The organism is Leucobacter triazinivorans, from assembly GCF_004208635.1.
Lineage (GTDB): Bacteria > Actinomycetota > Actinomycetes > Actinomycetales > Microbacteriaceae > Leucobacter > Leucobacter triazinivorans.
This window is the reverse complement of sequence record NZ_CP035806.1, coordinates 1088144-1102933: the sequence shown is the minus strand read 5'-3', so window position 1 is coordinate 1102933 and position 14790 is coordinate 1088144. Positions and strand designations below refer to the sequence as shown.

Sequence of the window (14790 nt, the reverse complement as noted above, 5' to 3'; positions counted from 1 at the left end):
GCGCAGACCGTACAGCGGTCTGCGCCCCTCGGGGGTCTGTTCGAGGTCTTACATCTTCATCAGCTCGTCGATCGCATCACCATCCTCTCCATCGTTCCAGTCCTCACCGGCGGCCTCTTCTTCCTCGCGGCGCTGCGCGAGGCGACGCCCGAAGAAGAGTGCGACTGCGGCAGCGGCGCCGGCGAGACCGGCCCCGATGAGGATCGGCTGCAAGAGATCAGCACCGCCCGTGACCGCCAGCTCCGGCGGGGCCTCCAGCTCGGTGACGACCTTGGTGGTCTCGTTCGGGGCACCGCACTGGCCGCGATGCAGCACGTCACCCTCTGGCCCGTAGAGCGTCTCGATCCAGTAGTAGGTGCCAACGCGATCGAATACCACGTCGGAGGAACGGTAGTCGCCGGGGCCATCGACCTTGATCGTCTCCGAGGTGAACACGAGTTCCGCGTCGGTGCAGACCGCTTCGCTCCCGTCCTGCCGGTACGCCTCGAATCCGAGGGTCGCACCGTCGGGCACCTTGCCGGAGACGGTCGCGACATCGTGCGCTGGATCGCCCAGCAGTACCTCGGGCACCGCGTTCGTCACCACGGAGACCTCCTCCGGCTGGCCGGTGACGACGGTGGTCTCGCCGGGAGCCCCGCAACGGCCCTCCGCGATCACTTCGTCGTCGCCGTCGTACAGGGTCTCGACCCAATAGACGTGACCCGGCTCAGTGACAGACGTACTGCCTGAGCGGTAGACGCCTGCCTGGGTGACGGGAACCCGCTCGCTCGTAAAGAACGGCACTTCACAGACCGGCTCGGCCTCGGGATCGTGCGGCCCATACGCCCGGAAGACCAGGTATGCGTCTTCGGGAATATCGGTGCCCTGCACGAGCGCGAGATCCTCGAATGGTTCACCCACGCGCGCTTCGGGCTGCGCCTGCGTGATCACGGTGACCGGCTGCCGGTCGTCCGGCACGAAGAACCGCTCCCGAATATCGCCGGGCGAGGTGGTGATCGGCTGTACCCGATCATCTCCGGCGAACGAGCTCACGACGACGTAGTAGCCGGGCTTTGTCGGCTTGATCGCGTCCCCGTCGGTGTACCCGAGATGGTAGGTGCCGTTCCGTGCCGGGGTGATGATCGAGGTGAGCACCGGGGCGTCCTCGAGGTCGAGGTCGTCGGCCAGTTCCTCCTCGGTCTTGAACGGGCCGTAGACCGTGTGCACCACTTCGTCGACGTCGGCCTGCCAGTAGCCGTCGCCCTCGAACTCGCCGTGGTTCTCGGGGAACCCGCTCATCTCGATCCGGTCGAACGCACGACCGCCCTTGAGGTGCACGTTGTACTCCTTGATCTCCGACACGATCTCGATCGGCCACCGCACCGAGTGGGTCTCAATGTTGATGCCGAAATCGTCAGCCCAATCCGAGGCGATGTATGGGCGCACCCATTCGGGCTGGCTGCTCTTCGACACCTTCCATACCCAGGTCACGAACCCCCCGTTCGGGAGCACGACTTCGCTGCTGGTGTAGGTGCCGGGGCCGGTCGCAGTGATCGTCGCCGACGTGACCGGACGCGCGCTCTCGGGCACCGCACCTGCCTGTACCGGGGGTAGGGTGCCGTCGACCTGATAGGCGACGCCCTCGAACACGATGGGAATGTGCGCGCCGTTGTGCTTGAGCCAGACCCCGTTGGTCGAGGACACGGTGATCGTGTCGGTCACTTTCCCGCCCGGCACCGTGAGCCGCTGATCCGCTTTCGAGACTGCCTCCGGCTGGAACGGCGTGATTGACGTTTCGGCGACGATGCCGAACCGGTCGCTGAACGAGTCGGTGAGGTACTTCGCGTACTGCCCCTGGGCCTCCTTGTCGATCGACCACACCCAGGTGTAGAAACCGCTCTCGGGCGCGACGATGGTGCCAGGCGACTTGAAGCTGCCGGGGCCGGTGAGCGTCATCGTCTCGGTCCCTGCGATAGGCGCACCGGTCGGGGGTGCGTTCGCTTCAGCGGGCTGCTCATCGAACGGGCCGTACAGGGTGCCGACCGCCTCCACCGGGATCGGCGAGCCATTGAGCCTGATCCACGAGTGCTTCGTCACCCGCACCGTGAGCCCATCGACGAACTTGTCGCCCGCTTGCACGAACTTCGAGGACACCTGGGTCGTGATCTCCGGCTGGAAATCGAGCGGAATCGTCGGACTCGAAGCCGTCGCTTTGAGGGGCTCGAAGCTCGCTGCGGCGAGAATGCGCTGCTCGCCCGGCGTGTAGAACAGATCGACGCCGGCCCCGTAACCGAGCGCGGGAGCCGACATCGCGGCACTGATCTGGTACTCGGGCGCGCCCTCTGCCGGGGTGCCGACGATCTGATGCGTGCCCGCTCCGAGCGTCGCTGTTGAAGCGCCGTTCGCGAACTGTGCGTTCGTGAGGGTGACTGTGCCGATCGCCGTGGCCGGGTTCGCGCTGATCGAAAGCGCACCGTTGTACTGGTCGTCCATGCTGATCGACATCGACACCGAGGGGTTCGGAACCGCGTTCGCTGCTGCCGCGTCCCGCATGGCATTGAGATTCGCGAGCACTGTGCCCTGCACGCCTGCTGGTACTCGGGTGAGGAAGTGGGCATCCCCGCCCTCAGCGATGTAGTGGGCATGGTCTGCGACATCCCAGACGTACATCTGCACCGCCGAAGTCACGTTCGGATCTTGCGACTCACCCCAACGGCCCATGACGTAGTTCAACCGCGCTAGATCGGTCTCGGAGAGACTATCGAGCGTGGTCCTCAATTCCGGATGCTGCGTCGTGCCATAGGGCGGGAGCGCGTACAGATCCATACAGTACGCCTGCCGCCCGTGACTTGAGAAGCTGCCGAGCCAGAGGGATTCGTTGCCGTAGCCGACGCCGAGCGTCGCGGCTTGCGCGGGCGGGCTCGGCATCATGACCAGACTGGACACGAGCATGAGCAGCGCCAGGAGCATCGTTACGAACTGCGCTCGAAACTTTCGCTCTTGCGGATCGACAGCTTGCCGATCATCCGGTGGACGAGTGGACGGAAGAGACATGCGATGCTCCTGATCTGCTGAATCGAAGACCGCTATCGGGGTGACAACGGCCTACAGGCCAGGTGTAGGAGCAGAATCTAAAACAGTAAGCAGCCGAGGATCAGGCATCGCAAGGACACAGCACGGCGACGGAGCGCGGTGTCGCGGTACAGCAAGAAGTCGATTTGTCGGCAGCGGGATAGGACGCCGCCCGGTCTCAGCCAAGCATTTTGGAGCGAGTGTCGAAGGCTTCGAGCTCTGCTGGATGCAGCATGTGCTGGGTCAAGAAGCTTCTGCCCTTGATCTTCCAGAGCCCCTGCCCGATACCGAGACCAGGGAGCAGCGACTGCTCGGTGCCGGTGAGCCCGAGCGCCTGCGCCGTGGTGCCGAGTTGGTCGGTCTCTTGCCTGTAGATGATTCTGGTTTCGGCGTTTGCGAGCAGACTGTTCGCCAGGGCACGATTCGCCGACCCTGCATCGCCTACATTGTCTAGGTCGGATAGCTTGTGAAAAACTAAGCAGTTCGCGATCCCGTAGTGCCTGGCGAGCCGCCATTGCTGATCCATGCGTCGCAGCAGGCTCGGGTAGGCCATCAGCCGCCAAGCTTCATCGTAGATGAGATACCTCTGCCCGCCTGCAGGATCGAGCAGGGCACCCTCCATCCATGCGGAGGAACAGGTCATGAGCACGGAGGTGAGTGCGGCGTTGTCTACCATGCGGGAGAGGTCGAGGCTGATCATCGGAAGCGACGGGTCGAACTTCACTGTGCTCGGCCCGTCGAACACACCCTGCAGGTCGCCGGAGACGAGTCTCCTGAGTGCGTGCCCGAGTTGCCTGCCGTCCTCCCGCATCCTCGCATCCGTCGAGGAACCGGTGCCGGGTGAGGGGTCGAGGATCTCGGAGACGACCTGCGGGAGGATCGGGGTCTTGCTCGCTCGCATCACGGTGGTGAGGGCGTGGTCGATGCAGGTGTGCTCGAGCGGGGTGAGCGGCCGGTCGAGCATGGTCTCGGCGAGACTTCCCACCAACTCGCGTCGACGCCCCGTGACCTGCACCGCCCAATCGTGGTCGCTGATCCCTGCCGCCCGGTAGCCCTCGTCGAGTGGGTTCAAGCGTTGGCTCTGGCCGCGCCCGAGAATGATCGCCTTCCCGCCTACGAGTTCCGCGACCGGGGTGTGCTCGCCTTTTGGGTCGCCGGGGATGTAGACGCGCCTTCCGAACGAGAGGCTACGAGTGTAGAGCGATTTCACGAGCGCGGACTTCCCGGAGCCGACGATGCCCGCAATGACGATGTTCGGCGCAGTGATTGCGCCTCTCGCGTACAGCGTCCACGGGTCGTAGACGAAGCTGGCACCGGAGTAGAGATCCTGCCCGATGTAGCAGCCGTCAGAGCCGAGGCCGGCTTCCGCAAGAAACGGATACTGACCGCTCACGACGGCGCTCGTGTCCTGATGCTTCGGGAGCCGGAACCTGCCGGGGGTGCGCAGCATCTCAGCGCCTGCCTCGCCCGCCCTGGGGAGGTAGACGGTGCTCAGCCGCTCCTGCCGTTCGGCGTCGAGCCGGGCTTTCTTCTCGGCGTGCTCGCGGGCGCGGGCTTGATACCGGAGTTGCTCGGCCGCTTGACGCCGCTCCTTCCTGAGCCGTCTGCGTTCGGCATCGGGGGTGACGAGCACGCTCGCGTGCAAGCGCTCATCACTCATCTACTCAGCCCCGGAACACCCTGCGACGGACTGCGAAGCGGACGAGGAGGCCCGGCCAGTACAGGCGAAGACACGGGCGTCGACGGTGACGTCCCTTGCCCATGTCGCGCAGCGGTCATCTGAGGTTCCCTGAGCGTCGGAGCGGAGTCTGTCTTCTCGGGGTGCCAGACGAGCACGGAGAGCGCCTGCGATGCACGGTCGAGGTTCGACTCGGCGGCATCGATGAGTTCCGACGCGGCGAGCAGGCGACGGGCCGCCCGTTCGACTTCGCCCTTGCCAGACCCGCCAGGCGTGGACGAGTCGAGGACGGCCTCGTCGCTCCGGGCGAGCGCGAGCGCACTGACCTTCCTGAGTACGTCCGGGACCAGGCGGGCTATCCCCAATAGCTCACGGTTGAGTTCATACAACTGCGTTGGCGGGGTATCTCTGACGGTGTGCGCAAGGTCTCGGAGCGCGTTGTAGGCTGCCTCTGCGCGGTCGACCTGCGGGCGGGAATCGGGCATCGGATACTCCTTCTTGAACAGGGGTAGGGGTCTATACAGGTCGGGCGAGCGGGAGCGCGCACGCGGCGAACGCGCGGGCTTGCTGACCGACGAGCCGCCGCGTCTCGCACGAGGATTGGATAGCCATCTGTTCGACTGCGGCGACAGCGGATTCGAGTTCGTCGGCGCTGGGCGCGGTGATGGAGAGGAGGCCGACGACCCGCACGAGACCGTGCCCGGCGGAGAGGTCGGCTTCTTGCTGCACGACATCGCCATACTCCGCAGCCGTCGCCGCGTCCTCGATCTGGCCGAGCTTCTGCCGCTGCGCCTTGTCAGAAATCAGTTCCGTGCGCTTTCGGCGAATGTCGCGTGCGGCTTGATCGGCGCGCACGGGCATATAGTGCAGCGAGATGGTTCGGAGGATCCCGGTGGAGAGCACCAGCGGGGCGAGGAAACCCGGATATACCTGGCTCCTGGGCCATTCGCTGATCCACAGCACTGTGTGGAACGCGGAATCCGAACGCATCTGATCCCATTTCTCGGTGACGGCGACCGGCCCGGCGGTGGCAAGCTCGCGGCCGACATCCCCGTGGCGTTCGAGCGCGGCAGCAGTCGCGGGATCGTAGGCCGCACGCAGCACGAGGGCGACGTCGCCGGGGGTGAGCCAGCCGTCAACGGTGAGGTCTGCGGAGCGCATCGCCGTCGTGAAGGTCGCCATTTCCTGCCGCAGCACTCGCGCCGCCCCTCGGATGCCGCCCCCGGAGGTTCGGATCGCGCGCGCCGCAGCTCGCAGGTCGAGCGAGAGGGAGACGGTGGTGGCGTGCCGCTCCCCGGTGGGGCCTGCGCGTTCGATGAGTTCGGCGTAGGTGGTTGCCGCCCAGGAGCCATCGGCACGGCCGTGGTCTTTCCACCACTGTGCGAGCCCGGTGCCAGAGTCGGGCATGGTGCGTTCGCTCACCTGGACGCGGGCGATCCTCCCCGAGCGGCACGCGGAGGCGAGCACCCTGCCCCAGCCTTCGACGCGGCGCAGCTGGTCGCCGGGGTCGAGCAGCACAAACGCGGGATGGTTCACGGCGAGGATCGCGGTGAGAAGGTGCTGGTGCGGGTCGTGGATCATCGCCGCCCCGGTCTCCTCGTCCACCCATTCGCGCAGCGATGCAGCGTCACCGGGGAGCGCGAGCGTGCCCTCGGGCCGGGCACTCATGAGGGTGCGACGGTACTCGGTTTGCCCGGCCGCGCGGCGCTGCAACCAGCGCCCGACGATCGGCACCCACTCCGTCGCCTGCCGACCGCCGATCGGCACTGTGGCAACGAAGGCGCACATGCTCCAGATCGGGGAAGTCACGACAAGTCCAGTACCGCCGACCGTGTAGAGCGCGATGACCGCGACGGCGAGCCCGACCCCGAGGATGACGAGTTGAGGCAGGGAGAGCCCAAGCAGTATCCCGCGCCGGGTGAGCCTTGAGAACTGCACCTTGGCGAGCTCGAACTCGTGCGTCGACATCATCTCTCCTTACTTCTGCGGCGGAGTAACGGGCGGAGTGCCCGAGGACTGGGAAGGGCCGGGCGGGAGCGCACGCGGCGGCGGCACCCGCCCAGGCGCTTGCGGCGGCGGAGCGGAAGACTGCCCCGACGTGGAAGCAGCGTCCATGTGCCCGTCGGCCTGCCCACCGACCGCAGACCCTGCTTTCGGGCCAGCGGTCGCGGCGGTCTTCACGATCTCGACCCCCGCCGCGACGCCGAGACCGATCGGCCCCGCCGCCCCCGCAGCGCCGGCCGTGACCCCGGTGCCCGCAGTCGCGCCGCCGCTCGCAGCCCCTGCGCCTGTGCCGGCGCCGGTTGCAGTCGGAGCACTGCTCGGAGGCGTTTGTGGGGGAGGCTTACCGCCACCACTGTCGGAGCCGCCGCGCTCGCCGAACAACGAACCACCATTGCCGGGCATCCGGTTCGGCACCGGCACCGGCCGGTTCATGGCCTGCTTCGCCTCGGACTCGGTCGACATCGCATGGTAGTAGTCGACGCCGAGCCACGAGATCGCCTTATAGGTGATGTACGGAGCGAACGCCGCCACTGCGAGCAAAACGATGCCCGCAAGCGGATCGGTGATCGCCTGAATATCGAGCGCGATCGGCACCGAAATCTGCGAAATCGCAACCAACAGAATCACCGTCAACACGAGCTTCGACACCACGAGCGCGACCACGAACATGACCCATTTCGACGCCCACCCTTTCGTTGCTTCCCAGGAGGAACCGGCGAGTGCGAGCGGTGCGAGTGCTACGGCGAGGAGAATCAGGCTCTTCCTCACGAGTAGGGAGAACCACACGATCGCACCTGCCGCGATGACGAGACCACCGAGGAAGATCGTCACGATCGCACCGACTGCCGGGCTCCCCGCGTTCAGTGTGGTAAGCGCGGTGACGAGGATGAGGATCTTGTCGCCCATGGAGGCCATCGAGTTCCCAGTGGCCTGAACGATCCCGATGCACAGCTGGTCGGTGATCTCGAGCGCCAACGCGACGAGCGACACCGCGACGAAGCTGCCGAGCACGCTTTTTGCAAGCCCGATACCTGCGCGGGTCAGGCCGCCCGGCTCGCGCCGCACGACCGAGGTGATGAGTTGGAAGCAGAACAGCAGCAGGGCGACGGTGATCCCGATGCCAAAGAGCAGGTTGTACACCTGAATGTAGCCGGTGCTTGTGACGTCGACGAGGGTGGTCTGATCGAACACGATCCACAGGGCCTGGATGAACCAGCCCGCCGCTTCACCCACGGCGTGTGCGATGAACAGGAACGGGGCTGCGGCGATCATCGCAGTGGCCTCGTCTCGGGCGATACAGAGGGCCGAAAGGATCGGCAGTTCGCAGAGATCCATCAGATCGACTGCCCGACATCCCAGAAGAAATTGATCAGCGTCACCGCGCCGCCACACAAGACCGCAGCCCCGCAGCAGATCAGCACGCCGGTCTTCCCGCGCCCACTCAGGTGCGGGTTCGATGAGTTCGCCCCGAACGCCCAGACCACGGCGCTGACAATCAAACCGAGCGCGGCGAGCACGAGGCCGAACATCATCACCGCGCCCACGATTGTTCGCAGAGCGTCGAGGCCGGGCAATCCGCTCGAATTCGGGTCGATGTCAATCACGGTGGGACTCCTGTCAGGTAATTGGGCTGTGCTGCCAATGACGTTCGGGAAGCAGCCCGAAAAGGGAGAGACAGGGAGGGGCGGTTAGAGGGTTTGGCCGTAGGAGATGAGGGTGTTCACGATGGTCATGGCCGCGCCCGACATGAGAGCCCCGCCGAGCGACACGAGCACCCCAACCCGCCCGCGCGCAGCGGTCTGCGGGTTCCCAGCAGACGACGCCACACCCCACGCGACGGCCGAGACGACGAGCATGAGTACGCTCACGATGAGCACGAACATGAGCGCAGCACCGACGACCTCCTGCAAGGTGCTGATCCCTGTGAGGCCGCTAAAGTCGGGGAACACGATCATGGGCTCTCCTCCCGCGCCGCAACGACCTCATCAGCTTCGGGCGCAGACGCGGGATCGTCGGCCCCGGCCTCGTCTTCCTCTGGGGTGCAGCCAGCGGGCGTGTTGACTCCATCCGGCCCGCCCAGGTCGATGGCTCCCTGAGCGGCGAGCCACGGCTCCGGGTCGATCGCCTCCGCATAGGATCCGCCCGACCGAACCTCGAAGTGCAAATGCGCCCCAGTGCTCAGACCCGAGCTCCCGACATCGCCGATGTGATGCCCGGCCTTCACCTTCTGCCTCGGCGACACATAGATGCCGTGCTGCCACATATGGGCATAGGCGGTCGCGACTGTCTGCCCGCCGACCGTGTGCTCGATCACGATGAGCCCACCCCAACCTGCGGAGAACTCAGCGACGGTGACGATCCCATCGGCGACGGCCATGATCGGGGTGCCGTCGGCGGCAGCGTAGTCGACCCCGGTATGCCACGGGCTCGGAGGAAAATCGCGCCACCCGAACTGGTCGGTGCGATACCAAGTGCCAGCAGGGAGTGGGAACACGACCGACGCGGTTTCCGGTGGCGTCTCCGGCGCGATCGGCTCACCGCCCCCGGTGCTCGTGCTCGGCCCCGAGATGATGCAGAATGCTTCGGAGCCCGGCGAGGCGAGCACGGTGAGCCCCACCAGGCCGATTCCGGGGCCGACCGCGACGAGCATGAGCGCGACGCCGGCCCCAACCTTCATCATCCCCATGACTGCCTTATCGCAGCGGCTGATCGAGCGCGGTCAGGCGTTCCAGGCGACACGACTCATATGTCGGCGCGCAGGTGACGAACAACGTGAACGAGACCGGGTGCTCTGTCGTGACGACTTCGCCCACCCACACACCGGAGCGGTGCCGGGTGCCCTCGACGGTGTAGGCGACGGTACCGGGCAGGATCGTACCCTCGCGGGCCTGATCGAGCACGTCCTGCCACCGATCCGGCACCCAGAGCCGGTCGATGGTGAGCGACTGCGAGGTCTCGTACTTCTGCAACTCCACCCACGCCTCCGGCGTCGGCAGATAGGCGGTGAGATCCTGCACCAGCCCGTTCATCGCCCCGCTGTCAGCATCTCCGGCCTCGAGCAGCGCCTCCACATACTCCCGAGGCTGAAACCCGGCCCTCGTCTCCCATACGAAGATCGCCTCCGCCGCAGCGCGGGCGAACAGTTCCGCATCATCGGTGCGTGGCACTTTCGGGAGTTCCGGTGCCGGCCGCGTCTGCGAGGAAGGATCGCGCGACTCCGCCGCGCCCTCGCGCTGACCGACAATCGGAGCGGGTTCCTGGGTGGGTGGCCCCATCAGCAGGCCGATCGTCGCGACCACCAGAAGCGCGAGGCAGGCGACGATGATGCTCACCAGCAGCATCAACCTGGGGCCGTTACCCGTCGGAGAGGATGAGACTGGGTCGAGAGGGCTCCGTCGTGTCATGCCAACGACGTAAGGCCCCAGAACCGAAAACCCCGGCCGCCGCAAGTCTATGCCGCGAGCGTGCTCCGTGCGGTGTTCAGCTGCTCCATGAAACGAATGCTGCCCTCGACCACGCGGATGAACATGGCGACGTCCTCATCGTTGAGTTCGTGCGCCATCTGCTTCGGGTCGTAGTTCAACCACCACTGATCGAGATCGCCCCAGACCACGAGAAACGAGCGCGAACTGTACTGCCTGGACGCCGCCGGATCTGGCACCGAGGCAAGGGCGAGGCTCTGCGGCTTGCGACTGGAACCGCCTCGTTTCACGCGGGCGAGGGCCTCCTGCGCGAGGCGCTCCATCTCCGCCGCCTTTCTGTCAGACTCCCGCACCCGTTCGGCCTCTGCGCGGGCCTGCTCCCGCAGATGTTCAGGCTCTGCCGGGTCAGCGGCCAGCTGGTCGAGTTGATCGAGCGTGAGCGCCGTGTTCATACGCAGATGCGAGGCGTTCACCCCGGCCCCACCCCTGATGAGTTCGAGCTCCGCTGCTGCCTGCTCGCGCACCTGGGCAGAGGCGGTAGCGTCTTCTGCGAGATCCTCTATACGGCACACTCGCTCGAGCATCTGCGACGAGTCTCTCCCGGTGATCAACTGCGCTGCCTTCCGCGCAGACTTCCCGGCCTGAGTTGGGGTCGTCTCCGGTGGTCGTGAATCACGACCACCGGAGAATCCGCCATTTTCGGTGCCTGCCCCGAACTGGGTTGCCGCTTTCCGTTTGGCGGCTTCTTCCTCGAGCACGAGCTTCAGCTCACGGTAGAGGCGTGCTGCTTCGACCGGGTTGAGCGGCTTCTGGTGCAGGTGGTCGGCTTGGCGGGAGAGCAGCATCCCGAGCCGATCCGAGAGCCCGGCACGCACATACACTGGCATGGTGCGCCAGCTGAGTCGTCGGGCTGCGAGGTAGCGGCGCTCGCCGAGGAGGATCATCCCGTCGGGGGTGATGGTCGGCAACTGCAAGATTCCGTGCTCGTCCATCGAGCGGGCGAGCTCGTCGATATCGCCGGTGTCGACCCGGTACGAGTCCACGATCCGCATCGAGTCGAGCGACCGTTCGAGTTGGAGGCCGTATTCGCCGCTCATGGCAAACCCGACAGCGGTGGGGGTGCGGGGGCGGTCTTTACGATCCTCCGCACCAGAGCGTCATCGGCAAACACGTCCTCGAGCGGTTCCCCAAGCACGAGGCGCATAAGCAGGCCGCGTCCGCGTTTGGTCGCACTGTATGCCTCGTTCGGGGTGCCGAGCATCACCCAGACTGCCGCATTCCAAGGCTTGCGCCCGACATCGAGAATGGCTCTCGCGTGGGTGTCGCGGCGCAGTGCTTCGATCGCTGAGGCGCGGTTCCCCATCCTCCCGAGCGTGAGGCAGATGTACTCGATGACATCCTCGGCTCGAGAGAGGGGCCAACCAAGCAGCACGAACGTCGTGACGGCGTTCGAGATCGCCTCCTTGACCGGGCTCGGCATCTGCGCGGTCTCAATATCCTCGGAGTCGGGGCCGCCGGCCTCGGATGAGGCCAGGAGCGGCGACTCCGCCGCCCGAAGCTCTGCACGATACTCAAGGAGGGATTGGTCACGGTCGGCAAACCGCTCGGCATCATGGAATGTCGCTGCCCCAACGCTGGCATCGTCTACCGAGCACAGGAGCCCTTGCGCGCGCTCCTCGTAATAGCACTTGAGCTTCACGATCGTGGTGATTGCGGCCCACGGGTTCTTCGCCGTCCTGACCGAGTCCTGCAGCATCGCCTCGAACGCGAGCGTCACAGCCTCCCACGGGTTCAGACCGTGTTTCCTGGCGAGCCGCGAGTATTTGCGTGCGATGTAGCTCGACAGCTCGTGCGCCTCCTTGTCGTGCCGCCAGGAGCCGGGGCCGGCCTTGTGCAGACGGATAAGCAGGGCCCGCAGCCCCTCGGGAGACTCAAACGCAGGCCCGCCGGAATCATCAGGCTTGCGAAGTTGCTTGGTCATGATCTCGATACCTCCTGTGTATGGTGTATGGTCTCCGAACTGAAAAGCGCCGCGGTTAGCGTGCAATCGTCTCGGGAGGCACGGGTGTCTTCGCCCGGTAATCAGGGCTCGCGTAGCGGTTCGCGGGCGCAAGTCGAACAGATGCCGGGCTGCTCGACTCTTCAACTGGTTGAGCAGCACGGCCGGTAGCTCGTTCAGCGAGCGCAGTCGTGAAGTCGAGCCCCCACCCAGAGACCTTCGCCCCGGCATCCGCCATCAAGTCACTCGCGCGCTTCCACTGCACCCGCACCCCGACAGGCTTCTCCGGCTTCGGCCCCGCCACTTCCTCCGACTCTGGAGCGTCCTCGGCCATCGAGGTCTCAGTAACGAGTTCTCTAGGGTCTTCAACGGCCGTCGCATCCAGGTAGGGCCCTTCTCGGCGCCCTGCCCAGCGCTCCACGTCATAGACGAACTCGCCCTCGACGACCTCGAAATAGGAGAGCACAAGACGCGGCGGGAAGCGGTAAGGGTTGAAACGCCACGAGGTGAGGACGTCGGAGCGAGCAGGATCGTAGGACGAGAGGTCAGTAGTCATGCTGCGTTCTCCTGTTCAGGCAAGTCGGGCAGATTCCATCTAGTTACGGTGCTGCGGTTCACTCCCAGCAAGCGAGCAATCTCGGCTTTGCGCAGCCCCTCCGCCCAAAGCTGGGATCCCAGTTCGCGGCGTGAGTCGGACCCCGTCTCCTGCACAGGCGTATGCTGCGTCATAGACGGCTCGCTGCTCGCGGCACCCGCATCGCCACCTTCAGCAGTGACGCTAGAAGGAGAGTCACCTGTACGAGATACGGTCGTGGGCACAATAGGTTCTGGCACGTCGCTCGCCGCGGTCGCGACGGCATAGATGGTGCGGTTGTGGCGGATCAGGACGGCGGTGAGATGAGTCGAAGCAACCAGCACAATCGGCGGAACGGACGCGACCGATGCCGCAAGTATCGGGGGCGCACCAGGTTCTGCCGCAACGACAGCATGGATCGCGTTCGCCACGACCGACACCGCTGCACCGAGAATCAGCAGCATCCACGGGTACCAGACCACCCGTGTGCCCGCGAGAGCGAACACACTAACCGTTGCCACGACGATAATGCCGTCCACGATAAACGGCCACAGCCACGCAAGCTCAGGGTCGATCCCTGATCGTTGTGCGAGGTCGCGGAGCGCGGTGAAGCTCAGTACGAATGCAGCAGTCGCAAGTAAGACCGTCCCCGTTTCGGCGGCGAAAACGGCCACGCGCACACCGCGCAGGGGCACATGCCGTGCGCTCATACGATCGCCCGTCCCAGTACACGGTTTCTTCCTGGCAGTTCCATCACGATTGCTCTCCCTACATTTCCGACGACGAGGTATGTCAGGAAGAACAAATACAGCCACGGTCGCTAGGGTGACAGGCAGCTATCAAGAGCGTCCTTGATCCCGACATCGGACTATCTGTATTACCGGCTTCGGCTATCCGATCTAAAGCTCACTTGCTTGCTTGTCAGTAGAACGGAGCCCATCTCCATGAGATTGGTACCCGGAGGTTTCAGAACCATAACTAATGCACGCCAGACGGTATTCACTTGGAGCAAGACCCATTCTCGAGCGAAAGATCCGGACCGCATGTGCGTGGTTCTGCCATCCGACAAGGCGGACACATTGCTTCACCGGGATGGAGGTTTCGCGAAGATAGTGCGCGAGCCTCTCGATACGTATCAGTGTTAGTCGTACTCGCGGCGTATGTCCCCATGCCCGAGAGCAGATCGCAGCTAAGTGGTTCGGCGATAGATGGACAACCTCGGCAAGTTCTTGGAGAGTCCATCGCCGCTCAGGCTGTTGCTCGAGTAACTGTGTAACCTGCAGCACCTCAGATCTGAGCAGAGTTGGCTCAGCCAGTGGGGTGGGGGCCTGCTGGAGGTTCGTCGGGGTCGGCCAGAGCCGACCACCACAGAGCGACAAGGTGTGGGCAACCGTAAACCAGAGCCCCTGGATCTGGTTAGAGTGGGAGGAGAAATCATGCAATCTACTCAGAGCAATCATCCGGTTCAACGCGGGTTCCAGCAGGCGAAGATGGTGTCCTAGAGGAATCAATAGGTGTATGCCGGAATATAGACGTTCAGCGAGTACGCGAGCGTCGGTGCGGTCCGTCAAGTAGGAACGGTACTGCCAATAGACGAGGTCAACGGCGTACTCAGGGTCTATGAATATGCAAGTTAGATGCGAGCTGCTAACAGGGATGATTTGAAACTCGGTCTGCGCAGGAATAGTCACAGCATCCCCACCGCAGACAATCAACTCGTCATGTTGGGAGATCAGACGAACGCGCCCTTTCCTGGCAACAACAATCTTCACCTGCTGGTAAGCGGCAGGTGAAGTTGGTTCAGTGAGATAGTCGTCCTTTGCGAACAACGGAGTGACAGCTACTATGGCCCACGCCCCGATCAGCCAGCCGAAGCCCGGGAGATGTCGTTGGGTTCCAAGAGGCCTCGCTCATCGAAGCAAATAACAAGCTGTCGAAGGGTGCTGAAGAGAAGCCCCTCCCGGAACGATGCTGACACTAGCCCTGGGTGGGGTAGCCATCCATCGCATTTAGTTCGAAGCTCGATTGATTCCTCTGGGGCAGGAACTACCACCGACAGGTT

At 64.6% G+C, this 14790-nt stretch carries 14 protein-coding genes; all 14 read right to left on the bottom strand.

The features are described from left to right. Window positions 1-48: 48 nt before the first annotated feature. Window positions 49-2949, bottom strand: coding sequence for a hypothetical protein (locus EVS81_RS05060; protein WP_240739970.1), 2901 nt, complete (start codon window positions 2947-2949; stop codon window positions 49-51). A 280-nt stretch (window positions 2950-3229) separates the two neighbouring features. Then, window positions 3230-4711 (bottom strand): ATP-binding protein, encoded by a 1482-nt coding sequence (locus EVS81_RS05055; RefSeq protein WP_130109420.1) that lies wholly within the window; start codon window positions 4709-4711, stop codon window positions 3230-3232. Beyond that, the gene (locus EVS81_RS05050; protein WP_130109419.1) at window positions 4708-5214 is read right to left on the bottom strand and encodes a hypothetical protein; all 507 of its coding nucleotides are present in this window, start codon (window positions 5212-5214) and stop codon (window positions 4708-4710) included. Before EVS81_RS05050 ends, EVS81_RS05055 begins: the two co-directional genes overlap by 4 nt. A gap of 31 nt (window positions 5215-5245) precedes the next feature. Beyond that, entirely contained in the window at window positions 5246-6697 is a 1452-nt protein-coding gene (locus tag EVS81_RS05045) for an SCO6880 family protein (protein WP_130109418.1), read from the bottom strand. A gap of 9 nt (window positions 6698-6706) precedes the next feature. Then, window positions 6707-8005 (bottom strand): conjugal transfer protein TrbL, encoded by a 1299-nt coding sequence (locus tag EVS81_RS15755; RefSeq protein WP_165384186.1) that lies wholly within the window; start codon window positions 8003-8005, stop codon window positions 6707-6709. Window positions 8006-8067: 62 nt separating this feature from the next. Continuing rightward, window positions 8068-8337, bottom strand: a complete 270-nt coding sequence (locus tag EVS81_RS05035) for a DUF6112 family protein (RefSeq protein WP_130109417.1) — start codon at window positions 8335-8337, stop codon at window positions 8068-8070. An 84-nt stretch (window positions 8338-8421) separates the two neighbouring features. Further along, window positions 8422-8688 (bottom strand): DUF6112 family protein, encoded by a 267-nt coding sequence (locus EVS81_RS05030; RefSeq protein WP_130109416.1) that lies wholly within the window; start codon window positions 8686-8688, stop codon window positions 8422-8424. Beyond that, window positions 8685-9419: a M23 family metallopeptidase gene (locus EVS81_RS16215; protein WP_130109415.1), complete on the bottom strand. Its 735-nt coding sequence runs from the start codon at window positions 9417-9419 to the stop codon at window positions 8685-8687. Before EVS81_RS16215 ends, EVS81_RS05030 begins: the two co-directional genes overlap by 4 nt. Before the next feature lie 7 nt (window positions 9420-9426). Beyond that, window positions 9427-10065: a hypothetical protein gene (locus EVS81_RS05020; protein WP_205879391.1), complete on the bottom strand. Its 639-nt coding sequence runs from the start codon at window positions 10063-10065 to the stop codon at window positions 9427-9429. A gap of 119 nt (window positions 10066-10184) precedes the next feature. Next, on the bottom strand, window positions 10185-11252 hold the full coding sequence (locus EVS81_RS05015) for a ParB/RepB/Spo0J family partition protein (protein ID WP_130109413.1): 1068 nt from the start codon (window positions 11250-11252) through the stop codon (window positions 10185-10187). Next, on the bottom strand, window positions 11249-12136 hold the full coding sequence (locus EVS81_RS05010) for a hypothetical protein (protein WP_130109412.1): 888 nt from the start codon (window positions 12134-12136) through the stop codon (window positions 11249-11251). The genes EVS81_RS05015 and EVS81_RS05010 overlap by 4 nt, the downstream gene beginning before the upstream one ends. A 55-nt stretch (window positions 12137-12191) precedes the next feature. Next, window positions 12192-12710 carry a hypothetical protein gene (locus tag EVS81_RS05005; RefSeq protein WP_130109411.1) on the bottom strand — a complete coding sequence of 173 codons (519 nt, stop codon included), beginning with the start codon at window positions 12708-12710 and terminating at the stop codon, window positions 12192-12194. After that, window positions 12707-13438, bottom strand: coding sequence for a DUF2637 domain-containing protein (locus EVS81_RS05000; protein WP_130109410.1), 732 nt, complete (start codon window positions 13436-13438; stop codon window positions 12707-12709). The genes EVS81_RS05005 and EVS81_RS05000 overlap by 4 nt, the downstream gene beginning before the upstream one ends. Window positions 13439-13627: 189 nt before the next feature. Further along, entirely contained in the window at window positions 13628-14188 is a 561-nt protein-coding gene (locus EVS81_RS16245) for a helix-turn-helix transcriptional regulator (RefSeq protein WP_420813277.1), read from the bottom strand. Between the last annotated feature and the right edge of the window lie 602 nt (window positions 14189-14790).